Source organism: Ruficoccus sp. ZRK36 (genome assembly GCF_019603315.1).
Taxonomy (GTDB): Bacteria; Verrucomicrobiota; Verrucomicrobiia; order Opitutales; family Cerasicoccaceae; genus Ruficoccus.
Map to the genome: position 1 here is coordinate 3565618 of NZ_CP080649.1, position 24580 is coordinate 3590197.

The window sequence follows — 24580 nt, forward strand, 5'->3', positions numbered from 1 at the left end:
CCTATAAATAAAAAATTTGCATTTCCGTCTCCGACGTCCAATTTTACTCCGCTCGCGAGGGAAAGGTGTCTGGCTTCTCCATTCCATGAATGGCCGGGGTGGCCCGTACTCCCGTTTCCCGCCGCGGAAAACTTTCCACAGCTCGCCCGCCTACGGCGGAGGGCATCTATGACCTCTTAACCCAGTATTATAAACACGCGTATGGCAAATCGTCCGAACACGGAATTTGGCTGGCCCGACAAGCAGGGCCTGTTCGACCCTTCGCGGGAAAAAGACTCCTGTGGTGTCGGCTTCGTCTGCCACCTCAAGGGGCAGCGTTCTCACCAGATCATCGAGGACGCGATCGAGATGAACAACCACATGATCCACCGCGGTGCCTGCGGCTGCGAGCCGGACACCGGTGACGGTGCGGGGATCTTTGTGCAGGTACCGGACAAATTCCTGCGACGCGAAATGGCCGCCAAGGGCGTCAAGCTGCCCGAAGAGGGCCAGTATGGCGTGGGCATTTTCTTCCTCTCTCCCGAGACTCCTGAGCGCAGCGCTGCCAAGGAAGTCTGTGAGCAGATCATCAACGCCGAAGGCCAGAAGCTGCTGGGCTGGCGCCGCGTGCCGGTGGACAGCTCCATCCTGGGTAAGACCTCCAAGAGCTACGAGCCGGTCATGGAGCAGATCTTTATCAAGCGCTCGGCCGACATCACCGACGACATCGAGTGGGAGCGTAAGCTCTACATCATCCGTCGCCGCATCCACTACGCGATCCGCCACAACGACGTGACCGTCGCCAGCAAGCACCACAATGCCGTGCTTTCGGACAATCAGGTGGCCTTCCCCGGCGCCGAGTTCTTCTTCATCGTCAGCCTCTCGGCCCGCACGATGATCTATAAGGGTATGCTCACCCCCGAGCAGATCAGCCCCTATTTCCACGACCTGCACGACAAGGATTTCGAGTCCGCGCTGGCCATTGTGCACTCGCGCTTCTCGACCAACACCTTCCCGAGCTGGCCGCGTGCCCACCCGAACCGCTTCATGTCGCACAACGGCGAGATCAACACGGTCATGGGCAACGTCAACTTCATGAAGGCCCGCCAGGCCCAGTGTAAGAGCGACATCTTCGGCAAGGAGCTCAAGAAGGTCTTCCCCGTGATCAACGAGGACGGCTCCGACTCGGCCCGTTTTGACAACGTGCTGGAGTTCCTCCACATGACCGGCCGCAGCCTGCCGCACGCGGTCATGATGATGATTCCTGAGCCCTGGGAAAAGCACGAGGCGATGTCCCCGGAAAAGAAGGCGTTCTACGAATACCACGCCTGCATGATGGAGCCCTGGGATGGCCCGGCCTCGATCACCTTCTCCGACGGCACCGTGGTCGGCGCTTCGCTCGACCGTAACGGCCTGCGCCCCTCGCGCTTCTACGTCACCAATGACGACCGCGTCATCATGGCCTCTGAAGTGGGCACCGTCCACATCGACCCGAAGATCGTGGTCAAGAAGGGCCGCCTGCAACCGGGCCGCATGTTCCTGGTGGACACCCGCGAAGGCCGCATCATCGGCGACGAGGAGCTCAAGCAGCAAATCGCCACCGCTCAGCCCTACGGTGAGTGGTTGAAGGAAAACCGCCTTTTCCTCGAAGACCTGCCTGTCCCCGCCGAGGTCCCCGGCGTCGAGCACGAGACCGTGCTGGAGCGCCAGCGCGCCTTTGGCTACACCTACGAGGACCTGCGCTTCATCCTCGGGCCCATGGCCACCAACGGCGTCCAGCCCATCGGGTCGATGGGGACGGATATCCCGCTGGCCGTACTCTCGAACAAGTCGAAGTTCCTCTACGACTACTTTAAGCAGATCTTTGCCCAGGTCACCAACCCGGCGCTCGACTGTATCCGTGAGGAGCTCATCACCGCGACCGAGACCTTTATCGGCTCCGAGGGCAACCTGCTCGACCCGAAGCCCGAGAGCTGCCGCATGATCCGCCTGCACAGCCCGCTGATCAACAACAAGCAGCTCGAAACCCTCCGTCAGGTCGACAAGCCCGGCTTCAAGGCCGACACGCTGGAAATGACCTACAAGGCCAAGTCCGGCGGTAAGGGCCTCGAAAAGGCGCTCGAAAAGCTCTTCACTAAGGCCGACAAGGCCATCAAGCAAGGGGTGAACATCCTCGTGCTCTCGGACCGCGAAATCGGCCCCGACGCCGCCCCGATCCCGGCCCTGCTGGCCGTCGGCGGCCTGCACCACCACCTCGTGCGCCAGGGTACCCGCACAAAGGTTTCCATCATCCTCGAATCCGGCGAACCGCGCGAAGTGCACCACTTCGCCGTCCTGCTCGGCTACGGGGTGGACGCCGTTTGCCCGTACATGGCCTTCGAGACCATCTACGACATGATCGCTCAGGACATGCTCGACATGGACTTCGAGAAGGCGGTCTACAACTACCTGAAGGGTGCCATCAAGGGCGTGGTCAAGACCATGGCCAAGATGGGCATCTCCACCGTGGCCAGCTACCGCGGCGCGCAGATCTTCGAAGCCGTCGGCCTGAACAGCTCGGTCATCCAGAAGTACTTCTGCGGCACTGCCAGCCGTATCGAGGGCATTGGCATCGACGTCATCGCCGAGGAGGTCGCCCAGCGCCATACCAGCGCCTACCCGGACCGCCACATCGAGGACGCGGACGCCGCGCTCGACCCCGGCGGCAAGTACCAGTGGCGCCGTAACGGTGAGTACCACCTCTTCAACCCGAAGACGATCCACACCCTCCAGAAGGCCGTCCGCACGGGCGACTTCAAGACCTTCCAGGAGTACACGAGCCTCGTTAACGACCAGACCGAGAACCTCGCCACCCTGCGCGGGCTGATGAAGTTCAAGCTGGACGACCGCGAGCCCGTTTCGATCGAAGAGGTCGAGCCGGTCGAGGCCATCATGAAGCGCTTCAAGACCGGGGCCATGTCCTACGGGTCCATTTCCAAGGAAGCCCACGAGACGCTCGCCATCGCCATGAACCGTGTCGGCGGTAAGTCCAACACCGGTGAAGGTGGCGAAGACCCCGAGCGTTTCAAGCCCCTGCCCAACGGTGACAGCAAGCGCTCCGCCATCAAGCAGGTCGCTTCGGGCCGTTTCGGTGTGACCAGCGAGTACCTCGTCAACTCTGACGAAATCCAGATCAAGGTCTCCCAGGGTGCCAAGCCCGGCGAGGGCGGCGAGCTGCCCGGCGCCAAGGTCTACCCGTGGGTCGCCAAGGTCCGTCACTCCACTCCGGGTGTGGGGCTCGTTTCGCCTCCGCCGCACCACGACATTTACTCCATTGAGGACCTCGCGGAGCTCATCCACGACCTGAAGAACGCCAACGTCGGCGCGCGGGTCAACGTGAAGCTCGTGGCCGAGGTGGGCGTGGGTACGATCGCCGCTGGCGTGGCCAAGGGCCATGCCGACGTCATCCTGATCTCCGGTCATGATGGCGGCACCGGTGCCTCTCCCCTCTCCTCCATTTACAACGCCGGTGTCCCGTGGGAACTGGGCTTGGCCGAGACCAACCAGATCCTGCTGCTGAACAACCTGCGCAGCCGCGTCGTACTCGAAACCGACGGCCAGATGAAGACCGGCCGCGACATCGTCGTGGGCGCGCTCCTGGGCGCTGAGGAGTTTGGCTTTGCCACAGCTCCGCTCGTCACCATGGGCTGCCTGATGATGCGCGTCTGCCAGAAGAACACCTGCCCGGTCGGCGTCGCCACCCAGAACCCGAAGCTGCGCGAAAAGTTCCAGGGTAAGCCCGAGCATGTGGTCAACTTCATGACCTTCATTGCCGAGGAAATCCGCCAGATCATGGCGGAGCTTGGCTTCCGCACCTTCAACGAAATGATCGGGCGCGTCGATCTGCTCGACACCCGTGATGCGGTTGACCACTGGAAGGCCAAGGGCATCGACCTGACCTCTGTCTTCCACCGCCCGGACGTCGGCCCCGAAGTCGGCCACTTCTGCCAGATGAAGCAGGACCACGGCCTCGACGTGGCCCTCGACAACACCCACCTGCTCAAGCTCTGCAAGCCTGCGCTGGAGAAGGGCGAAAAGGTCCGCGTGGACCTGCCTATCGTCAACATCAACCGCGTGGTGGGCACCATCACCGGCAGCGAGCTGACTCGCCGCTGGGGCGCCGAAGGGCTGCCGGAGGACACCATCTGGATGCACTTCAGCGGCAGCGCCGGTCAGAGCCTCGGTGCCTTTGCCCCGAAGGGCATGACCTTCGAGCTGGAGGGCGATACCAACGACTACCTCGGCAAGGGACTCTCCGGAGCCAAGGTGATTGTTTACCCGCCCAAGGGCTCGGCCTTCAAGGCCCACGAGAACATCATCACCGGTAATGTCGCCTTCTACGGCGCCACCCTCGGGCACGCCTACGTCAGCGGTGTGGCCGGCGAGCGCTTCTGCGTCCGCAACTCCGGCGTCAAGGCTGTGATCGAAGGCGTGGGCGACCACGGCTGCGAATACATGACCGGCGGCCAGGTGATCGTACTCGGTAAGACCGGCCGCAACTTCGCCGCAGGTATGTCCGGTGGCGTGGCCTACGTCTACGACGAGGACGAGCTGTTCTCCGACCGCCTGAACCACGACATGGTCAACCTCTACAAGCTGGTCGAATGTGACGATACCGAGATCGCAGCCGTTAAGGCCGAGATCGAAAAGCACGTCGCCTACACCGGCTCCGAGCGTGGCAAGCAAATCCTCGACAACTGGGACACCGAGGTGGCCAAGTTTGGCAAGGTCATGCCGCGTGACTACGAGCGCATGCTCAACTGCTTCAAGAAAGTCGAAGAGCAAGGCCTCTCCGGCGATGAAGCGGCCATGGCTGCCTTCGAAGAAAACCTCAATGACCTCTCCCGCGTCGGCGGCAACTAAACCATCTGATTCTTTGACCCATGGGTAAACCTACCGGATTCCTGGAAATCGAACGGCAAACCATTGCCGAACTACCGCCGCTGGAGCGGATCAAGAACTGGGACGAGTTCAAGGAACATCCCTCCGACGAGCACCTGAACAAGCAGGGAGCACGCTGCATGGACTGCGGCACCCCCTTCTGCCACACGGGGCACCTCGTCAGCGGTATGGCCTCGGGCTGTCCCATTAACAACCTGATCCCGGAGTGGAACGACCTGGTCTTCCGCAACCGCTGGCGCGAGGCGCTCGACCGGCTGCACAAGACCAACAACTTCCCGGAGTTCACCGGGCGCGTCTGCCCCGCCCCGTGCGAAGGCTCCTGCGTGCTCGGCTCCATCGAGCCTCCCGTCACAATCAAGAACATCGAGAACTCGATCGTAGACAAGGGCTGGGACGAAGGCTGGATCAAGCCCAGTGCCCCGAAGAAGCGCACGGGTAAGAAGGTCGCCGTCGTCGGCTCCGGCCCTGCCGGTCTGGCCTGCGCCGACCAGCTTAACCAGGCCGGGCACGAGGTCACCGTTTACGAGCGTGCAGACCGCGTGGGCGGCCTGCTCATGTACGGCATCCCGAACATGAAGCTCGATAAGCGCAACGTCGTGCTGCGCCGCGCCAAGCTGCTCGAAGACGAGGGCGTGACATTCGTCACCGGCACCGAGATCGGCAAGGACCTCCCGGCCAAGAAGCTGATGAAGGACTTTGACGCCGTCGTGCTGTGCACCGGCGCTACCAAGCCGCGTGACCTGCCCATCCCCGGCCGCGAGCTCAAGGGCGTTCACTTCGCGATGGAGTTCCTCACCGGGAACACCAAGCACCTGCTCGACTCTGACTTCAACGGCAGCCTGCCCGAGATCAACGCCAAGGGTAAGGACGTCGTGGTCATCGGCGGTGGTGACACCGGCACCGACTGCGTCGGCACCTCTATCCGCCACGGCTGCAAGAGCGTGATCCAGCTTGAGATCATGCCCAAGCCCCCGATGGAGCGTCAGCCGAACAACCCCTGGCCCGAATGGCCCAAGGTCTACAAGATGGACTACGGCCAGGAAGAAGCCGCTGCGATTCAGGGTGAAGACCCGCGTCAGTATCTGGTTATGTCCGAGCGTTTCCTCGACGACGGAAACGGCAACCTGACCGGCATCGAGATCGTGAACATCGAATGGGGTAAGGACGATCAGGGACGCTTCGTGCCGAAGAAGCTCGACGACACCCGCCGCACCATCCCCGCTCAGCTCGCGACTCTCGCCATGGGCTTCCTCGGGCCGGAGCAGGTGATCGCCGAAGAGCTTGGCCTCGATACCGACCCGCGCTCGAACTTCCTCGCTGAGCACAACAAGCACACCACCTCCGTCAAGGGCGTCTTCGCCGCTGGTGACTGTCGTCGCGGCCAAAGCCTCGTCGTCTGGGCCATCAATGAGGGTCGTGCCGCCGCCCGCGAGTGCGATAAGTACCTCATGGGTGTCACCCAGCTCCCCTAGCAAGCGCTCGGCGCTTGACCCGGATGAGGGGCTTCGCCCCTACGGAGCCAGACAGGCTCCTACCCCGGCAACGGTGTAATCGAGACAAAGGTTAAAGCAAAATTTCAAAGCCGCAGCGCGTGTATCGCCTGCGGCTTTTTTATGCTCACACGGAGGCACTGAGGCGCAGAGTTTGGATTGGCATTTCCTCCGTGCCTCAGTGCCTCCGTGTGAGTCATAAAACGCCCCCCTCCCCTACAGAAACACCGGGTGGATGGTCTCGACCGCGCGTCGGGGCGGATATATAAAGTTCTCCTGCGTAGAGCGTGAATTGCGGGCGAGGAAAAGGAAGAGCGCCTTGAGCGGATACCACAGGGTGCGCGAGCGGGTGATAAAGACGCGCTCGCGGTTGAAGTGGAAGAGGACGTCGTCGATGTCGATCGCGCAGCCCACCTCGTCGTGCGCATAGCGCAGCAGCTCCAGCAGGTCCGGTTGCTCACGGTAGCCATAGCGGAAGGTGATCCGGAAAAACCCGTGATCGAGCTTTACCATCTCTACGATGCGCCCGTGCTTGACCTTGGGCTTCACGTCGGGGATGGCCGTCAGCAGGATATTCTCCTCCCGCAGCACGTGGAAGAAGTTCATCTGGTCCTGCAGGGCAACGGGCACGTAGTTGTTGTCCGAGGTGAGAAAAATCGCCGTCCCCTTGATCGGCGTATAGGTCTGCTCAGGGAGCTTTTCCAGAAAACTATCCATGGTCTCCTGCCGCTCGAAGAAAGAGGTCGTGATCGCCTTGCGGCCCATACGCCAGGTCAGCATGAGGATAAACAGACCACCCGCGATGAGCAGCGGATAGTAGGCACCGGAGAAGAACTTCAGGACATTCGAAGCGAGGAACGACAGGTCGATGACCCAGAACAGGGCCAGCAGCACCACGCTCCACCCCAGCCCCTTTTGCCAGACTTTGATGCGTACGTAGAAATACGCCAGTGAGGTAATCCCCATCGCCGCCGTCACCGCCATCCCGTAGGCCGCGGCCAGGCTCTCCGAGGTCTTAAACATGATGACCGTGACCACGCAGGCCACGCACAGCAGCAGGTTAACAATGGGCACGTAGATCTGGCCCTCGACCTGGCTGGAGGTGTGCACGATGGGCAGATTTGGGCAGTAGCGCAGCTGGATCGCCTGCCGCGTCAGCGCAAAGACGCCCGAGATAACCGCCTGCGAGGCAATAACCGTCGCCACGGTCGCCAAGCCGACCAGCGTGTACGTCATCCAACCCTGCGGCACCATGCTGAAAAACAGGTTATCAGGCATCTTCGGGCTCCCCAGTGCGAGCGCCCCCTGCCCGAAGTAATTGAGCAGCAGGCCGGGCATCGCCACAAAGAGCCATCCGCGCTGGATCGCCTTGCGGCCAAAGTGCCCCATATCCACATAGAGCGCCTCCACCCCGGTCACGCACAGCACGACACCCCCCAGCACCATCAGGGCCTGTGCCCGCTCGTGCCAGAGGAACTCCAGCGCATAGAGGGGGTTCACAGCCGCCAGAATCGTGTAACCATGGTTGAAGAGCTGCACGATGCCCAGTCCGCCCAGGACGATGAACCACAGCAACATGATCGGGCCAAAGGCTCTACCGATGCCCCCGGTGCCGAAACGCTGGATCGCGAACAGGGCGACCAGAATCCCCAGCGAGACCGGCACCACCAGGTGCCCCATATCCGGTCCGGCCACCTCCAGCCCCTCGATGGCACTAAGCACGGAGATGGACGGCGTGATGACACCATCGCCCACCAGCAGCGCCGCCCCGAAGGCGATGAGCAAAAAGATGAACGGCGTGCGGCGGCCGACTTTCATTTTTTCCTCCAGCAGGGCATGCATGGAAAAGTCACCACCCTCCCCCTCATTATCGGCCTTCATGATGAAGAGCAGGTACTTGACGGTGACCACGAGCATCAGCGTCCAGAAAAACAGGGAAACAATGCCGAGGATGGAGTTGCGCAAGCCATTCGGGTCGGCAAAGGCGACCGTGGCATTCATCGCGTAAAGGGGGCTCGTCCCGATGTCCCCAAAGACCACACCGAGCGCCGCGAGGGTCAGCCCGGCACGAAAGCCGTTGGCCTCGGTCGGTGCCTGGACCGGCGTTTGTGTTTCAGCCACGCCGTCGGTCGCCGGCTCCGATTGCCCCCCGTTGTTAGCCATCCCCCTCAGACAAGATCACGCAAGCTCACAAGTCGAGCCTTAGGTGCGTGGCAGGACAAGTCCTGCACCTGTGATGCGCCCGCATCACCTCCCAAAGCAAAAAGCCGCTCGGCGGACCGAACGGCTTTTTGTGTCACCCCGTCTGGGGGACGGTGGCGAAAAGGTTAAAAGAAGCGGATGGTCTTGGAGGCCATGCGCTCGTGCTCCTCGTCGGTGCAGGGGGCGTCGATCGGCACATCGACATTCTTGTCGCTGGGTTGCACGAGCTGGTTGCTGAGCATGTAGTTCTCGACTTCTTCTCCGCTTACGTCAGCCAGCATCACGCCATCGACCTCGACACAGGGGGAAAGGGTCTGGCCGGACTTCTCGACCATCTCGGCATAGTTTTCCGGAAAGTTGATGATGTCGATGTCTTCGTAATCGATGCCGTATTTGCTAAAAATTGCGCGTACACCATTGCTCCATCCGCAATGGGGTTTCAGATATGCTTTTACTTTCATTCGAGACCTAGAGTTTGATTCGGGTTAGATTGTTGCTGTTATGCCGGGTAAAATCCCTTAGATATTAATGCTTCAGGAAACGCAAAAATTCAACCGGTGCAGCAACAAAAAATTAACGCTGGTGTCACACATAAGTCCAGCTTTCATCAAGGCTGAGGGGGAATCGCCCCAGGCAAACCGGCCCAAGATAAGCCAACCGGGCACCTGAAGGATCATTAAAACAACGCTTGGATCGGCTCCGGCTTTCCCTCATGCTGCCGCGCTAATGGCCCATATTAGGCATAGAGCGTCCAACACGGTCCCGACCCACCTTTGCTGGTGGCAGTGGCCAAACATCCTGGCTCTCGATGCCGTCTTTATCGCCGTGATCTGGCAGCACTGGCTGGGCTATCCGGGTGTCGCTGGCTCTCTTGTGCTGGGGCTGTCCGTCTGGCTGACCTATACCGCCGACCGCTGGATGGACGTGCGGGGGCTGCCTGCCGACCGTATCGTGACCGACCGCCATCGCTTCGCCCGCCGCTGGGAAAAGGAGCTGATCATCGTCTGGGGTGCAGTGCTGGTCGCAGACATCACGCTCTCCCTCACCGGCCTGAGCGTTGCGCAGTTCGGAGCCGGGCTGTGCCTGCTGGCCCTCTGCATCGCCTACTCCATCGCCGTCCACCGGCACCTGCGCATCCCCAAGGAGCTGCTGGTGGCCGCGATCTTCACCGCTGGCACCGGGCTGTATCCGCTCAGCGGTAACCATCTGCCCCTGCGCGCAGCAGGGCTCGCGGCCTTATTTCTGCTCGCCTTCGCCAACTGCTCCTTGATCGCCTTTCGCGAGCGCCACATCGACGGGCAAATGGGCCGCACCTCGCTGGCCCGTCAACACCCGCGCAGTCGTCCGTGGGCTTTTCGGGGGCTGCTGGTAGCCGCCGTACTCGGGCTGGTGATGGCCTTCGGGCACTCACCCCAGTATCTGATGGTCAGTGTCTGCGCCGCCGGGATGTTTGCGCTGGGCATGGTCGCCGAGCGCCTTTCTCCGGAGTTTTTCCGCGTACTGGCCGACGGTATCCTGCTCCTGCCCGTCCTGTGCCTGCTTTTCTAAAAACACCCCGTGATGCCCCAGCAGCCTCCGACGAAAGGCCTCCGTCCCACTCGCAGCCCCGGCTTTGACCGGGTGGCGCCGCTCTACCCGAGACTGGAGCACCTGGTACACGGGCAGCGGCTGGAGCGCGGCAGGCAGGCCTTTCTACCAGAGCTGGAAAACTGCCGAAACCTGCTCCTGCTCGGCGAGGGTAACGGGCGCTTTCTGCGTGCGCTCCTCGCGCAGAATCCGACCTGTGCGGTCACGGTCGTCGAGGTCAGCCCGCGGATGATCGCGCATGCCCGCCAGCGCCTCTCGGCGGCCGACGCGGGCCGCGTCAGCTGGATCGAGGCCTCGGCCCTGGAGGTCGAGCTGCCCGCCGAGTCTTTTGACGCCGTGGTCACGCACTACCTGTTCGACCTGTTTAACCCGGACGGGCAGGCGCAGATGCTGGCCAACGGACTGCGCGCCCTGCGCGCCGGCGGCCTGTGGCAGGATACGGAGTTCCGGGCTGACGGCCCTACCCGCTTCGCGCGGCTGAAGAACCGGCTCCTGCTCGCCGCCAGCTACCGCTTTCTGGGGGCGCTGTGCGACTTCCCGGCCCGCCAGTTAGCTGACCACCGCCCCCTCATGCATGCTGCCGGACTGGAACTGCTGGAGGAGCGCCCGCTCGGGCACCTGCTGACTGCGCGCCTCTGGCAGCGCACTGAGGCGTGACCAGCCGACCAGAATGTGCCGCCCCACCCATCAAAAACGTGCTTACGCCGCTAAAGCCTTGACTGTACGGGGCCGGGTCGGGAGCATCCGCAGCCTATGAAGTTGGTCTGTCTTGACCTTGAGGGGGTGCTGATCCCGGAAATCTGGATGGCCGTCGCCGAGAAAACCGGCGTCGAGGGGCTACGCCGTACCACCCGCGACGAGCCGGACTACGACGTGCTCATGAACTACCGGCTGGGCCTGCTGGCCGAGCACGACATCCGCCTGCCTCTGATCCAGGAAGTCATCGGTACGCTTTCGCCCCTGCCGGGCGCCAAGGAGTTCACCGCGTGGCTCAAGAGCGTCAGCCAGGTCATTATCCTTTCGGACACCTTTGCTCAGTTCGCCGCCCCGCTCATGCGTCAGCTGGACTACCCGACCCTCTTCTGCCACGAGCTCGTGGTAGATCCGGAGGGACGCATCACCGGCTACGCCCTGCGCCAGAACGACCAGAAGCGCAAGGCCATCGAGGCCTTCCGCAGCCTGAACTTTGAGACCATCGCCTCCGGCGACTCCTACAACGACCTGAGCATGATCCAGAGTGCCGACCACGGCATTCTTTTCCGCCCCTCGGACGCCTTCGCGGCCGAGTACCCGGAGTTCCCCGTCACCCGCGAGCACGCCGAGCTGCGTGCCGAGATCGAAAAGCACCTCTAAGCCCTCTGCGGCGAATCCCCACCGCTGATTTCTGAAAAATCAGCCTGACGAGCCGCCCGAACTTCCCTAAAACCTTTTCCGTGTCAGATTCCCAACCAGATACCGGTCGCTACGCAGCGCGTGGCGTTTCAGCTACCAAGGGCGAAGTCCACGCCGCCGTGGATAAACTCGATCAGGGCCTTTTCCCCGGCGCGTTCTGCAAGATCGTCCCCGACGTGCTCACCGGCGATCCGACCAAGTGCAACCTGATCCACGCCGACGGCTCGGGCACCAAGTCCCTCATCGCGTACCTGCACTTCCGCGAGACGGGCGACGCCTCGATCTTCCGGGGCATCGCCCAGGACAGCATCGTCATGAACATCGACGACCTGCTCTGCGTTGGCGCCACCGGCCCAATCCTGATCAACAGCACCGTCAACCGCAACGCTCGCGCCTTTCCCGGTAATGCGCTGGCCGAGTTGATCAACGGCACCGAAGACTTTCTGGCCAACCTGCGCGAATACGGCGTGAACATCGTATCCGGCGGGGGCGAAACCGCCGACGTAGGCGACTGCACGGACACCGTCACGGTGGACAGCTGCGCCGTCGCCGTGATGGACCGCGACAAGGTCATCACCGGCGAGAAGATCGTCCCCGGCCTCTCCATCATCGGCATCAGCTCAGCCGGACAGGCTAACTACGAATCCTTTGTCAACAGCGGTATCGGCAGCAACGGCCTGACCAGCGCCCGCCACGAGATGCTCTCCACCTACTACCGCGACACGTATCCGGAGACCTATGACAAGGCCACTCCGGCGGACCTCGTGTACTGCGGCCCCTACAAGCTCGACGACAAGCTCCCTGACGGTGACGGCATGACCGTGGGCGAGGCTATCCTCAGCCCCACTCGCACCTACGCCCCCATCGTCACCAAGCTCCTCGCCGACTACCGCGAGAGCGTGCGCGGGCTCGTCCACTGCTCCGGCGGCGGTCAGGGCAAGTGCCTGCGCTTCGGGAACAACGTCCACTTTATCAAGAACCAGCTCCTGCCCATCCCGCCGGTCTTCCGGGCCATTCAGGCCGCCAGCATGACCCCGTGGAAGGAGATGTACCAAGTCTTCAACATGGGCCACCGCCTGGAGGTGTATTGCCCACCCGAGGATGCTGACACGCTGCTGGCCACCATCCGCTCCTTTGGGGTCGAGGCCGATGTCGTCGGCCGCACCGAGAAGAGCCAGCGCGAAAACGGCGCCAACCACCTCACTCTCTTCCACGGTGAGGAAATGCTCAGCTACGCCCTCTAGCAGGAAGAATACGGGGCTACGCGTCCCGCCTTCGGAGATTGCGGTACAGCGGCGGTTGTGCTAACGGTTTAGCTCAACCTCACCGCCCTTATGTCTCTCCCACGCACCTTTCTCGCCCTGCTGTGTCTGGGCACCGTTTCGCTGCACGCTGACGATTACTTCGACGCCGCTCAGGTCTGCACCCTTGAGGGACAGGCCACCTCCCCCACGCGCTACGGACGCGCGGTCTACTCCGAGTTCGTAGCAGGCAGCCGGCTGGAGCCCTACTCTTACGACACGACGCGCGCCGTCTCCGCCAAGGGCGTAGCATACTTCGACCTCAACCAGGACGGCCTGCGTGCCGCGCTGGAAGATCCGCAAGGCGCGCGCCTTTACCTGAGTTTTATCCTGCTAAAAACCGTTGGTGAGCCCGGCCCGCTGCGAGTCTCGTATCTGGGGATGCAGGACGACATCAACTCCGAGGCCAGCCGCGCCCGGCAGTTTCGCTCCGAGCCGCTCCAGAGCGTCGGTCGTGTGCTGGAGCCCAGCTCGCAGCCTGGCCTGAAAATCGTCGATGTCACCCCGCTGCTGAAAGCGCCAGTCAATGCCCGTTGGCTCGTCGTACGCTTCGAGCAGGACGGCTACCGCCCCACAAACAACGGGAAAAGCGACCTCTACCAGTTTAACGGCAATAACAGCTCTGTCCGCCTCACGCTCAGCACGCGTGATAATGCGCATCAGGCCGTCGTCGCTGGCTACGAATCCGGGGGACTGGCCGGAGCCATCGACCTCGACAACGATGGGCAGCCCAATCTGAGCAGTGATCCCGTCCCCACCCTCGGGCAGACCAATGTCAAAGTCCGCACGATCTATCTCGGGGGGAGCCAACAGGGCAACCCAAACGGCCAGCCCGTCACCAGCGGCGGCGTTTCCTCTGGTGTGCAGGGAACCGTAGCTACCGAGCAGCCCATGCTGCCGGACGTGCATACCCAGCAGGTCGGCACGGGTAACTTTGACCAGAGCGAAGACAATCTGCCCGGCTCATCCGGTACCTTCACCGGCGACGAGCAGGGCGAGTTCGGCGAGTAGTACCCCCTTCGGGGATTACAAATCCGTGGCGTAGGGCAGCCACTTCTTGATCACCTTGTGGAGATCACCCGAGCTGCGGAACTGCGTCAGGAAGGTATTGCACTCTTCGAGCAGCTCGAGGTCGTCCTTGCGGACAGCCCAGGCGAGATACTCCTCAGTAAGTGAAACGACCATCGGCGCCAGGCCACTGTCCTCATTTTCGGAGGCCAGCCACCAGACGATCGGTGAGTCATCGATCACCATGTCGATCTTACCGGCGGCCAGATCCTTGGCGGCGTCATTGACATCGCTGTACGGCACGCGCTCGGCGTAGATAAAGTTCTCCTGTACGAAAAGATCCCCGGTCGTGCCCTTTTCGACACCGACGCGGCCCTTGGTATTGAGCAGGCCCAGCGTGTTGCTGTACTTACCCAGCTCACTGCGGTGCACCAGCGGCATCTGCCCGACCTTCATGTACGGTTGGGAAAAGTTCACCCGGATGGCGCGCATCTCGGTGAAGGACATACCCGACATGATGATGTCGATCTTGTTATCGAGCAGGGCCGGGATCAACTGATGGAAAGGCAGCTGCACAAACTCCACCTCGCGCCCGATGGACTTGCCGAGGTAGGTGGCCAGATCAGCCTCGATACCGGAGACTTTGTTCCCCTGTAAAAAGATGACGGGCGGGCCGCTCGGGTTAACCCCTACCCGCAGCTTGGCGGCGGTCTTCGGAGTGACGCCTTTCGCGAAATCCGGGGCGAGCGGGCCGTCCCCACTTACCTGCTTTTGAGTGGCGGACGTCTTGGCGCCAGCGTAGTCCGGAGCGACCGGGCTATCAGCATCCGCAGACTCGGCGGCAGTGGCCGAGAGCAGGCCGATAGAGAGAATAGCAAACAGACCGATCCAAAGACGGCCCCACGACAGTCGCGCAGCGGATAAAATCATAGTTTCGATGAGAAAGAGGATTGCTGCGCAGCATTGAACAGGCCAACCCCAGCGGCAACCCTAAACTCAAGCGCACGGCATGAGTGCGCATCGTTTCAGTAAGCCGCTGATAGAAGAACATCAAAACCGGAGTGCTACCAAACCCCAATCGTATTGGACGGAAAATGGCGGGATCGTGTCAGGTGAAATCTCCATGGCGGTCCAACGTTTGAGCGCAGCTCGGACGCTGGACCGAAAGTGCAGGCTTTGCCTGCCGCGGGTGCGGGCTGCGCAAGCCCGAAAAATCAACCCGTTTACTCACGCTCTTTCCTGATACTTGACCTTGATCTGCTCGACGATCGACGGGTCGGCCAGCGTGGTAACGTTACCCAGCGGGCGGTCCTCGGCGATGTCTCGCAGCAGGCGGCGCATGATCTTACCGGAGCGGGTCTTCGGCAGGTCCACGGAGAAGACGATCTTCTCGGGGCGGGCGAACTTGCCGATTTTTTCATCGACCATGGCCATCAGCTCCGTGCGCCAGGACGACTCCTCGCCCTCAGCACCGGTGCGAATGATGACAAAGGCGACCAGCCCCTGACCCTTGATCTCGTGCGGCACGCCAATGACGGCGCTCTCGGCCACCGCCGGGTGCGCCACACATACGCTCTCCAGCTCGGCCGTACCGATACGGTGACCGGAGACATTGACCACATCGTCTACGCGACCGGTGACCCAGATGTAGCCGTCTTCGTCGCGGATCGCCCCGTCTCCGGGGAAATAGTACTTGCCGCCCCACTTGCACCAGTAGGTGTTGACGAAGCGCTCCTCGTCGCCCCAGATGCCGCGCAGCATGCCCGGCCAGGGCTTACGGATGGCGAGCAGGCCGCGCTCGACCTCTTCACCGCTCTCGTCGATGACGGCTGCATCCACCCCCGGGAACGGCAGCGTGGCCGAGCCGGGCTTGGCCGGGACTGCCCCCGGCAGCGAGGTGATCATGTGCCCGCCGGTTTCAGTCTGCCACCAGGTATCAACAATCGGGCAACGCTCGCCGCCGATCACGCGGTGGTACCACATCCATGCCTCGGGGTTGATCGGCTCCCCGACCGTGCCGAGCAAGCGCAGACTGGAGAGGTCGTGCTTTTGCGGGAAGGCATCACCCCACTTCATAAAGGCGCGGATAGCGGTGGGCGCGGTGTAGAAGATCGAGACGTGGTACTTCTCCACAATGTCCCAGAAGCGCGCCTCGTCCGGGAAGTTCGGAGCCCCCTCGTACATGACCTGGGTGGCGGCGTTAGCCATCGGGCCGTAAACGATGTAGCTGTGTCCGGTGATCCAGCCGATGTCCGCCGTGCACCAGTACACGTCGTTAGGCTTAAGGTCAAAGGTCAGCTTTGTGGTCAGGTAGGTGTAGACCATGTAGCCGCCGACGGTGTGCATGATGCCCTTGGGCTTACCGGTGGAGCCGCTGGTGTAGAGCAGAAAGAGCATGTCCTCGGCGTCCATATCCTCGGCCGGGCACTCGTCCGACACGCGGGCTACCTCCTCATGGAACCAGTGGTCGCGCCCCTTGGTCCAGTTGTGGGCAAAAGGCTCCTTAGCCAGATGGCGCTGGATGACGAGCACCTGCTCGACGCAGTCGCAGCCCTCCACGCCATCGTCCACGATATTTTTGAGTAAAAGCTCCTTACCGCGACGCCACGAGCCGTCGGCAGTGATGACGCACTTCGAGGACGCATCAAGCACACGGTCGCGCACCGACTCAGCCGAGAATCCCGCAAAAATCACTGAGTGCACCGCGCCGATGCGAGCGCAGGCCAGCACGGCGACGGCCAGCTCCGGAATCATCGGCAGGTAAATGGCGACGGAGTCACCCTTACCCACGCCGAGGCCCTTCAGGACATTGGCAAAGCGGCAGACCTCCTGCAACAACTCGGCATAGGTCAGCTCGCGGGTGTCGCCCGGCTCGCCCTCCCAGAGGATGGCGGTCTTGTCCCCCTGCCCGGCCTCGATATGGCGGTCGAGGCAGTTGACGGTGATGTTCGTGCGCCCGCCCTCGAACCACTTGAAGAAAGGCGCGTTGTCGGCGTTGAGGACACGGTCCCAGGGCTTGGACCAGGTCAGCTCGGCGGCGACTTCGCCCCAGAAGCCCTCCGGGTCATCCAGACTGCGCTGGTGCAGCTTGTGGTAAGCATCGAGGCTGCCGACATGGGCCGCGGCCGCGAATTCGTTAGAAGGGTGAAAGAGACGGGCTTCAGGAGAGGTAAGGGGATCACTCATAACAAAAACAACTAGAGGTGAACAGTTGCCTTAATATCCCCAGTTTTAACTCACGGTCAAATGAAAAGTCCGGGTGGCACCCGGAGGCAGAACAGAGTCCTGCACCTGTGATGCTCACGCATCACTCTATTGCTGCCCAGCCGGAGTGTCCATTGCGGTCACGCCCCCTAGCGCTTCCACCGGGCGGTCGCGCACTGGCCGGGGCCGGAGTACACCCGTACCGTGATGGCGTGGATGAGCAGCTCGGGCTGCGAGGCGAGGTCCTCCATGAAGCGCTTCAGGAACCAAGCCGAAAGCTCCTCGACGGTGACGTTGCGCAGCGGCAGCACGCAGACATCGCGCTTGAGAAAGGGCAGCCGCTCCTCGCCGTAAACCGCCGTCAGCCCGCTCTCGGTCTCCTCGATTTTGAGGAAGGGAGATTCGCCGGGGAGCAGAAAGCGCTCGTTAAGCTCATCGCAGTATGCCTCGGCCTGGCGCTTGGCGATGGCGTAGTCAAAGGCCAGTCCGTTGTCACCGACCTCTGCGGTGATCTCGACCCCGACATTCCAGTTGTGCCCGTGCAGGTTCTCCCGCACCTCGGCTGAAAAAATCGTAAAGTGTCCGGCGGAGAACTTGAAGTGCTCCTTGGCCAGTTCCAGGGTCGTCAGCGGCGGCATCGGATCAGACTATGCCAGACATCCGATCCGGGGAAAGGCAAAACACACGCAACCGGCCACGGCCGCGGCTTTTACAGCGACGGGTAAAACGCGCCTTGCCAGCACGGTCCCGTCGATGGCACAACGTGTCTCAACCGCCGCAAGACAACGCCCCACCCTTTTCCAAGCACCACCGTGATCCTTTTACTCATCCTCAGTTGCCTTTCCCTCGTCATCTGGCTCGTCTTGACCTTCGGTAAAGGGCAGTTCTGGCGCGTCGAGTTGCCGGTCGATCCCATCGAAACACCCCCAAGCTGGCCCGATGTGGTCGCGGTCGTCCCGGCCCGGGACGAGGAGGACGGCGTCGGCCAGTGCGTGACCGGCCTGCTCCTGCAGGACTACCCCGGTAAGCTGCGCGTGATCGTCGTCAATGACCACAGCCAGGACAAGACCGTGGCCGAGACCCGGCAGGCCGCCAAAGCCCTCAAGGCCAGTGACCGCCTACAGGTGATCGACGCCGAGGACCTCCCGGCGGGTTGGGCGGGAAAGGTCTGGGCCATGCATCAGGGCATCACCCATGGCATTGCCGCTGACGAGCAACCGGGCTTTGTCTGGCTGACCGACGCGGATATCTTTCACGGGCCGCATGTGCTGCGTAAACTCGTTGCCCAGGCCGAGCATGAGCAACTCGCCCTCAACTCGCGCATGGTCATGCTGCGGGCTCTGACCGGTTGGGAGAAGTTCCTCATCCCGGCCTTTGTGCACTTTTTCCGGCTGCTGTATCCGTTCCCGCGCGTCAACAACCCCACCGACCGCCTCTCCGGCGGAGCTGGAGGATGCATGCTGGTGCGGCGCGAGCATTTAGCCAAAATCGGTGGCATGGAGGCTATTCGCGGGGCGATCATCGACGACTGCTCGCTGGCCTCCCGGCTCAAGCGCACCGGCCCCATCCGCCTGGAGCTGACTCAGGACTCGCACAGCCTGCGCGGCTACGATGGGCTGGACGGTATTTTAAAAATGATCCGTCGCACCGCCTACACCCAGCTCAACCACTCGCCCGCCGTGCTCGTCGGCTGCCTGCTGGGCATGGCGCTGGTCTTCCTCGTGCCGGTCCTGGGCACCCTCCTGATCCCGGGCGTGTGGCGGCTGATCCCGCTGGCTGCCTGGGCCCTGATGAGCGCCACCTACATCCCGATGCTACGCTTTTACCAAGGCAACCTCCTGCAGGCTCCCCTGCTGCCGCTCGTCTCGGTTTTTTACCTCAAGGCCACGATCGACTCCGCCCGCGCCCACCATGCCGGACGCGGCAGCGAGTGGAAAGGCCGGGTGGGCAGCCCAGCCGATAGCGCCACAGACTAAAAGTCAGTCAGCGGGCCTGCCTCGACCACAGCAGCAATCCCCCCTCAGGACCTTTAGCCGCGAAGCTTAGTGTGGAGTCAGCTAAGTCTTTAGTAAAAATATTTCACCGCAGAGACACAAAGGCGCAGAGCGGTTCAGCCATTGATGGCGCATTATGTGTTTTTTGCGCCTTTTCGTGGCCTGTTAATTCTTGGCTAACGGGACACTAGGAGCCGACGGCCAGACGCTGGAACTGGCTGAGCACGAACTGGCTGAGCGCGCGCAGACGCGGGACCGGCTCCAGCTCGGCAAAGGGCTCCAGAACGGCCTCGGCCTTGTTCAGCTCCTGCTCAAAGCTGGAGCTCACCTCGGCGATGACGGCGTAGTCCTTCATCAGCTCGACCAGCTGCGAAGCTTCCAGCTCCCCACGGCGCACGCGCTGCAGGAAGAGCTTCTGCTCGCCACGGGGCAAACGCTGAAGCAGAACCAGCACCGGCAGGGTAAATTTACCACTGGCCAAGTCGGTGCCGAGGGTCTTGCCGATCTTTTCCTCGTCTCCGAGGTAGTCGGCCAAATCGTCAAAAATCTGGTAGGCCACACCCAGGTGGCGACTGAACTTACCGGCAGCCTCGGCGAACTCCGGCTCGTAGCCGGCCAGCGAAGCGCCCAGGTGCGAGGAGACCGAGAACAGCTCGGCGGTCTTCAGGTCGATGACCCGGAAGTACTCCTCCAGCGAAAAGTCGGCATTACCGCGCTCAAAGGTCTGGCGAATCTCCCCGGCGCACACGCGGCGAGTGGAGAGCGAAACCGCCCGGCACACATCGACCGTCGGGAACTCGGCGGCGAGCACCAGCGCCTGAGAAAAGAGTGCATCCCCCAGCAAGACGGCGGCGGTGGAGCCATAGCGCGCGCTCACGGTGTCCGAGTTGTGGCGCAGCGTGGCATCATCGAGGATATCGTCGTGGATCAGCGTGGCCAGGTGGACCAGCTCGACAACGGCGGCGGCACGTACCAGCTCAGGGCTGACCACATCCTCACGCCAGCCTCCGAAGAAGACCAGCAGCGGGCGCAGACGCTTCCCCTGGTTCTGGAGGCTGTAGCGCACCAGATCGCGGATATCCGTCTCGAAACGCTCAACCTGCGTGTCAAGAAATCTGTCCAGTGCCTGCATATGCGGGACCACCGGCTTTACGATGTCGTCAAAGGCCGGAGGGCGCGGCTGGCTTTTATTTTGTGCGGTCAGCATATTTTACCGTTGCGGTTTGGCAGATTGGACGGAAAACCTCAACCCCTGTTTTCACAGACTCTTCACCAAGGGTCAGCTTTTGTCAAAGCATCCGCCCATTCTCACAACCTTTATCCGCTATGCAAACGTCCTCCACCGACGCCTCTGCCACGCCGATTTTTCTCTCGCTGGCCCAGTCAGAAACCCCTGCTACCGCTGCCCCCGATGCGGCCGAGCCCGTCACCACGGCCACCACACAGGCCCCCGAGGAGCTGCCCGCCGAGGACAACAAGAGCGATATGCAGAGCGATCCGCTCATGATCGTGATCCTTTTCGCGGCCAGTATCTATCTGTTCAAGCTGTGGCTGGACGACTTTAAGGCCAACAAGCGCGGCGAGCCCAACCCAAAGGCCTTCCCGGGGGCCACCGCCTGCTCCGCCCTGTGCGTGATCGTGGCTGTCGTCGGGGCGCTCATCCTGCTGGCGGTCGAAACCTTCGGGGAAATCGCCCTGGGGGTCTCCGCCGAGCAGAGCGACATCACCTGGCTGGCCCTCCTCTCGATCTGTGCCGCCGCCTTTTTCGAGGAGCTGATCTTCCGCGGCTACCTCGTGGTCACGAAAAAAGGTACCGCCGCCCTCGTGGGCAGCATTTTTATCTTTTCGTTCCTCTTTGCCGCGCTGCACCCCTTTGTCTGGGACCTGGAGATGCCCGAGGGCGTCCCCGGCTGGCAGTTCTGGCAGGGCTCGCTGAGCTTCGACTTCGGGGTCAAAGGCTGGTTCAGCACCGCACTGGTTTTCGCCAACTCCCTGTGGTTCTACACCGTGCGCTTCTACGGCCTGAACAAGACCCGCTCGCTCATCCCCTGCATGGCCGCCCACCTCGCCAGCAACGTCGGCGTGTTTGTCATAAAGCTTGTCCAGGGCCACGTGGTGGGGTTGTATTAGGTCGTGACGCCATCCCCCCACTCCCCCACTTGCGCCTTTGGGCGCAACCATCCCCACCCCAACCAACGCCAGCCCGGCCGGACACTGGCGGTTATCGCAGTTGTTCTTTTGGTCGGGTCGATGATTGGAGTGTCGATTTCGGTGATCAAACTATTGCAGGTATTCGAGCGTATCGCTGAAGTCGGCACAACCGACCCAGACGCGTTTGCTGGTCCAATAGCAGCTGCCCAAACCCCAGCGCTCTTTGCTCTCCCAGCATACATTCTGGGGCTTATATTTGTTGCAGTGTCCCTCTTCGGTCAGAAATACCGCGCGAAGTGGTTCTTCTGGTTCCTGATCGTGTACAGCACCCTCATGCTGACCGCCATCCCTGTCGGCACGCTACTCGGAATCGGCCTCCTGATTTTCCTCATCGTGAAGCGGAAGGAGTTTTTCGCTCCCACCTCTCCAGTAACGTCGGTCTGATTGTGATTATTGAAGACAGCAAGCAAAAGCGCTTTCTGATCAAGGCCGACACCATCCGGATGATCGAGCAGATCGCGGATAAGTAAAAGAATGCATCCGCCGTGCCCGTCACGTAAACGGCACAGTGCCAGGATTGTTTTACGCGCTGCGCCGGTCTATGACCTGACGGCATCATGAAAGCCGCCCTCCTGTTTCTCGTATTGCTGACGCTGTCGGCCGCCGCTCTCCGCTCCGACGATACGTACCCCGTCACTCCCGACACGAAAACACTGACTGCCACCCACGACGCCCCCACTCCATCCCCGGAAGTATTCTCCGTCCTCGGGACTTGGCGCTTGGTCAAAGCTGACGGTCAGGGCATCGCGGTGCCTTTCTACATGCGTCTCGATGCCGACGGCTCGGTCCGGCTCTGGCCTATCGAAAGCGGCTGCAACCACCCCGAGCACCGTATCGCCCCCGGCACTTACGCTATCGACGCAAAGACCTTTACCTTTTTCAAGGATGGCGCCCCACCTGTTCCCTCCTCCTACACGCTGGTCGACGGCACGCTTACCCTGTCCACCCCGCAGGGCCACGAACTCATCTATGAGCGCGTCGACAACCCGCCTGCCCCCGGCCACCTGCCGAAAGAGACTCCCGCCGCTGACATTCCCTGAGGACGTGCTTAGGCTCCGCCTCATCGATGATGTAAAAGATGCTCCCCCCCTTTGCGTCTTCGTGTCTTTGCGGTTAATCCCCCTCAATAAAACCGCGCTTTGCGTTTGCCATCCGGGGCGGGTCGGGTTCCCCTCTAGGGCTTTATGGCTCAAAACGACCTTTCCCGCAATCGCCTCGCCGAGGAGGCCAGCCTGTACCTGCGCCAGCACGCCGAGAACCCCGTGCACTGGCAGCCCTGGGGCCCGGAAGCCTTTGAGGAGGCCAAGCGCCGCAACGTGCCTGTCATCGTCTCGATCGGGTACAGCTCCTGCCATTGGTGCCACGTGATGGAGCGGGAGAGCTTCGAGGACCCGTACATCGCGGGCCTGATGAACCAGTTTTTCGTCTGCATCAAGGTGGACCGCGAGGAGCGCCCGGACGTGGACCAGGTCTACATGGAGGCCGTCCAGATGATCAACCAGCACGGCGGCTGGCCCCTGAACGCCTTTTGCCTGCCGGACGGGCGGCCCTTCTTCGGGGGCACGTACTTCCCGCCCGAGGACCGCGGCCAGGGCATCGTCCCGTGGCCCCAGCTCATCATGCGCATCGCCGACTATTTTAAGAAGAACCGCGCCGAGCTGGAGGAAAACGCCGACAACATCGCCAAGAACCTCGTCGCCGCCAACGTCCCCATGGGCGCGGACGGCTCTCCCCTGCCCAACGAGGCCCTGATCACCGCCGCCGAGGCCATCTGCGGCCAGCACGACGATGAGTGGGGCGGCTTTGGCGATGCCCCGAAGTTCCCCCCGTCCATGACGCTTGACTTCCTGCTGGCCATCCGCGCCACCAAGGCTGCCGACTCCAACCCGCAGCTGTCGATGCGCCTCAACGACGTCATCCGTAAGTCCTTAGCCGGGATGGCGCGGGGCGGCATCTTTGACCAGATCGGGGGCGGGTTCTGCCGCTACAGCACGGACAAGTTCTGGATGATCCCGCACTTTGAGAAAATGCTCTCCGACAACGGCCTGCTGCTCTCGCTCTTCTCCAAGGGCTGGCAGCGCTACCGGCAGCCGCTCTACGCCGATGTCGTGGCCGAGACCATCGGCTGGCTTGAGCGCGAGATGAGCGCCCCCGGCGGCACCTTTTACGCCTCGCTCGATGCCGACGCCGACGGCGTCGAGGGCAAGACCTACGTGTGGACTCCCGAGGAGATCGAGTCCATCCTCGGCCCAGAGGAGGCCAAGGAGTTTAACGACGCCTACCTCATCACCCAGAAGGGTAACTTCGGCAGCTCCGGCGCTTCGAACCCGTGCTTTGCCGGAGGTGGCACTGAGCTGCGCGCCCGTCTCGCCCCGGCCCGTGAGAAGCTTCTCGCCGAGCGCCAGAAGCGCCCCGCCCCCACCCGCGACCCCAAAGTCCTCCTCTCCTGGAACGCCCTCGCCATCCGTGGCATGGCCACCGCCGCCGTCACTTTTGGCAAAAAGGAGTGGTTCGCCCGTGCCCGTCAGGCTGCCGACTTCCTCTGGGAAAACCTGCGCACCGACGATGGCCGCCTCTACGCGGTTTACTACCCGGAGTCCGGCCCGCGCGTCACCGCCACCCTCGACGACTACGCCTACACTATGGAAGCGCTGCTCGCCCTCGGCGCGTGGTCAGACTGGCACGAGCCCGGCACCGCACAGGCTTACCTCGACCGCGCCGTCACACTCATGGAGACGGTCTTCACGCACTTCCGGGATGCCGCGCAGGTGGGCTTCTACACCATCGCCGACGACGCCGAGGAGCTTGTCGCCCGCAAAAAGATGTGGTTCGACAACGCCACGCCGTCGGGCAACTCCAGCCTTTTACACAGCCTCAGTGCCCTGCACACGCTCACCGGTGAGGAGAAGTACGCCAAGGAGATGAACGAGCTGCGCCAGGCCTATCCCGGCCTGACCGAGCGCGCCCCGGCCGCCGTCGCCCACGCCCTCTCCGCCTACACTCAGCAGGCTGCCGGACTGGCCACGATCAAGGTCAAGGGTACGACTGATCTGGAGCCGCTGCGCGCCGCTCTGGTCGAGTATCCGTGGCGACAGGTCTACGTCAGCCTGAGCGACGATCCGGCCCAGCCCGACGGCTACCAGCTGTGCGTCGGCACCACCTGCTCCGCCCCCACCACCGACCCAACCGAAGTCGCTAACTACCTCTAGGCCGGGTTGCATCCGGTGGCGTTGATGACTCCACCTTCGTGGAGCCATGGACAACGGCGATT

18 protein-coding genes are annotated in these 24580 nt (G+C 62.3%); 12 read left to right on the forward strand and 6 right to left on the reverse strand.

Features of this window, described 5'->3' with window-relative positions:
- The first annotated feature begins 201 nt into the window (after positions 1 to 201).
- On the forward strand, positions 202 to 4881 hold the full coding sequence (gene gltB, locus K0V07_RS15545; protein ID WP_220622308.1) for a glutamate synthase large subunit: 4680 nt from the start codon (positions 202 to 204) through the stop codon (positions 4879 to 4881).
- 20 nt (positions 4882 to 4901) lie between these two features.
- Positions 4902 to 6392, forward strand: a complete 1491-nt coding sequence (locus tag K0V07_RS15550) for a glutamate synthase subunit beta (RefSeq protein ID WP_220622309.1) — start codon at positions 4902 to 4904, stop codon at positions 6390 to 6392.
- Between the two features lie 234 nt (positions 6393 to 6626).
- Here K0V07_RS15550 and K0V07_RS15555 read toward each other — a convergent pair whose 3' ends face one another.
- Together K0V07_RS15555 and K0V07_RS15560 are read right to left on the reverse strand one after the other, a co-directional pair.
- A complete protein-coding gene (locus K0V07_RS15555) occupies positions 6627 to 8531 on the reverse strand; it encodes a KUP/HAK/KT family potassium transporter (RefSeq protein ID WP_220622310.1) in 1905 nt (634 codons plus the stop codon).
- Between the two features lie 206 nt (positions 8532 to 8737).
- The gene (locus K0V07_RS15560; protein WP_220622311.1) at positions 8738 to 9073 is read right to left on the reverse strand and encodes a glutaredoxin; all 336 of its coding nucleotides are present in this window, start codon (positions 9071 to 9073) and stop codon (positions 8738 to 8740) included.
- 265 nt (positions 9074 to 9338) lie between these two features.
- Between K0V07_RS15560 and K0V07_RS15565 the strand changes: the two genes are divergently transcribed.
- The 5 genes from K0V07_RS15565 (at position 9339) to K0V07_RS15585 (ending at position 13903) form a co-directional block, all read left to right on the forward strand.
- Complete coding sequence (locus K0V07_RS15565; RefSeq protein WP_220622312.1) at positions 9339 to 10160, forward strand: hypothetical protein; 822 nt, start codon at positions 9339 to 9341, stop codon at positions 10158 to 10160.
- Between the two features lie 12 nt (positions 10161 to 10172).
- On the forward strand, positions 10173 to 10856 hold the full coding sequence (locus tag K0V07_RS15570; protein ID WP_220622313.1) for a class I SAM-dependent methyltransferase: 684 nt from the start codon (positions 10173 to 10175) through the stop codon (positions 10854 to 10856).
- Between the two features lie 96 nt (positions 10857 to 10952).
- Entirely contained in the window at positions 10953 to 11552 is a 600-nt protein-coding gene (thrH, locus tag K0V07_RS15575; protein ID WP_220622314.1) for a bifunctional phosphoserine phosphatase/homoserine phosphotransferase ThrH, read from the forward strand.
- Between the two features lie 80 nt (positions 11553 to 11632).
- Entirely contained in the window at positions 11633 to 12835 is a 1203-nt protein-coding gene (locus K0V07_RS15580) for an AIR synthase related protein (RefSeq protein WP_220622315.1), read from the forward strand.
- Positions 12836 to 12925: 90 nt separating this feature from the next.
- Positions 12926 to 13903 carry a hypothetical protein gene (locus tag K0V07_RS15585; RefSeq protein WP_220622316.1) on the forward strand — a complete coding sequence of 326 codons (978 nt, stop codon included), beginning with the start codon at positions 12926 to 12928 and terminating at the stop codon, positions 13901 to 13903.
- Between the two features lie 15 nt (positions 13904 to 13918).
- Here the strand turns inward: K0V07_RS15585 and K0V07_RS15590 are convergent, their stop codons facing one another.
- The 3 genes from K0V07_RS15590 to K0V07_RS15600 form a co-directional block, all read right to left on the reverse strand.
- Positions 13919 to 14830: a transporter substrate-binding domain-containing protein gene (locus tag K0V07_RS15590; RefSeq protein WP_220622317.1), complete on the reverse strand. Its 912-nt coding sequence runs from the start codon at positions 14828 to 14830 to the stop codon at positions 13919 to 13921.
- A 297-nt stretch (positions 14831 to 15127) separates the two neighbouring features.
- Complete coding sequence (acs, locus tag K0V07_RS15595) at positions 15128 to 17086, reverse strand: acetate--CoA ligase (protein ID WP_220622318.1); 1959 nt, start codon at positions 17084 to 17086, stop codon at positions 15128 to 15130.
- A 167-nt stretch (positions 17087 to 17253) separates the two neighbouring features.
- A complete protein-coding gene (locus K0V07_RS15600; RefSeq protein WP_220622319.1) occupies positions 17254 to 17742 on the reverse strand; it encodes a 6-carboxytetrahydropterin synthase in 489 nt (162 codons plus the stop codon).
- Positions 17743 to 17916: 174 nt separating this feature from the next.
- Between K0V07_RS15600 and K0V07_RS15605 the strand changes: the two genes are divergently transcribed.
- The gene (locus tag K0V07_RS15605; protein WP_220622320.1) at positions 17917 to 19080 is read left to right on the forward strand and encodes a glycosyltransferase; all 1164 of its coding nucleotides are present in this window, start codon (positions 17917 to 17919) and stop codon (positions 19078 to 19080) included.
- Between the two features lie 205 nt (positions 19081 to 19285).
- On the opposite strand, the gene K0V07_RS15610 is transcribed toward K0V07_RS15605, so the two are convergent.
- Positions 19286 to 20305 carry a polyprenyl synthetase family protein gene (locus K0V07_RS15610; RefSeq protein WP_220622321.1) on the reverse strand — a complete coding sequence of 340 codons (1020 nt, stop codon included), beginning with the start codon at positions 20303 to 20305 and terminating at the stop codon, positions 19286 to 19288.
- 119 nt (positions 20306 to 20424) lie between these two features.
- Here K0V07_RS15610 and K0V07_RS15615 point away from each other — a divergent pair, with 119 nt between their 5' ends.
- The 4 genes from K0V07_RS15615 (at position 20425) to K0V07_RS15630 (ending at position 24518) form a co-directional block, all read left to right on the forward strand.
- Positions 20425 to 21228 carry a CPBP family intramembrane glutamic endopeptidase gene (locus K0V07_RS15615; protein WP_220622322.1) on the forward strand — a complete coding sequence of 268 codons (804 nt, stop codon included), beginning with the start codon at positions 20425 to 20427 and terminating at the stop codon, positions 21226 to 21228.
- A gap of 285 nt (positions 21229 to 21513) precedes the next feature.
- Positions 21514 to 21693 carry a hypothetical protein gene (locus K0V07_RS15620; protein WP_220622323.1) on the forward strand — a complete coding sequence of 60 codons (180 nt, stop codon included), beginning with the start codon at positions 21514 to 21516 and terminating at the stop codon, positions 21691 to 21693.
- Between the two features lie 173 nt (positions 21694 to 21866).
- A complete protein-coding gene (locus K0V07_RS15625; RefSeq protein ID WP_220622324.1) occupies positions 21867 to 22349 on the forward strand; it encodes a hypothetical protein in 483 nt (160 codons plus the stop codon).
- A 144-nt stretch (positions 22350 to 22493) separates the two neighbouring features.
- Positions 22494 to 24518, forward strand: coding sequence for a thioredoxin domain-containing protein (locus K0V07_RS15630; RefSeq protein WP_220622325.1), 2025 nt, complete (start codon positions 22494 to 22496; stop codon positions 24516 to 24518).
- Positions 24519 to 24580: the final 62 nt, after the last annotated feature.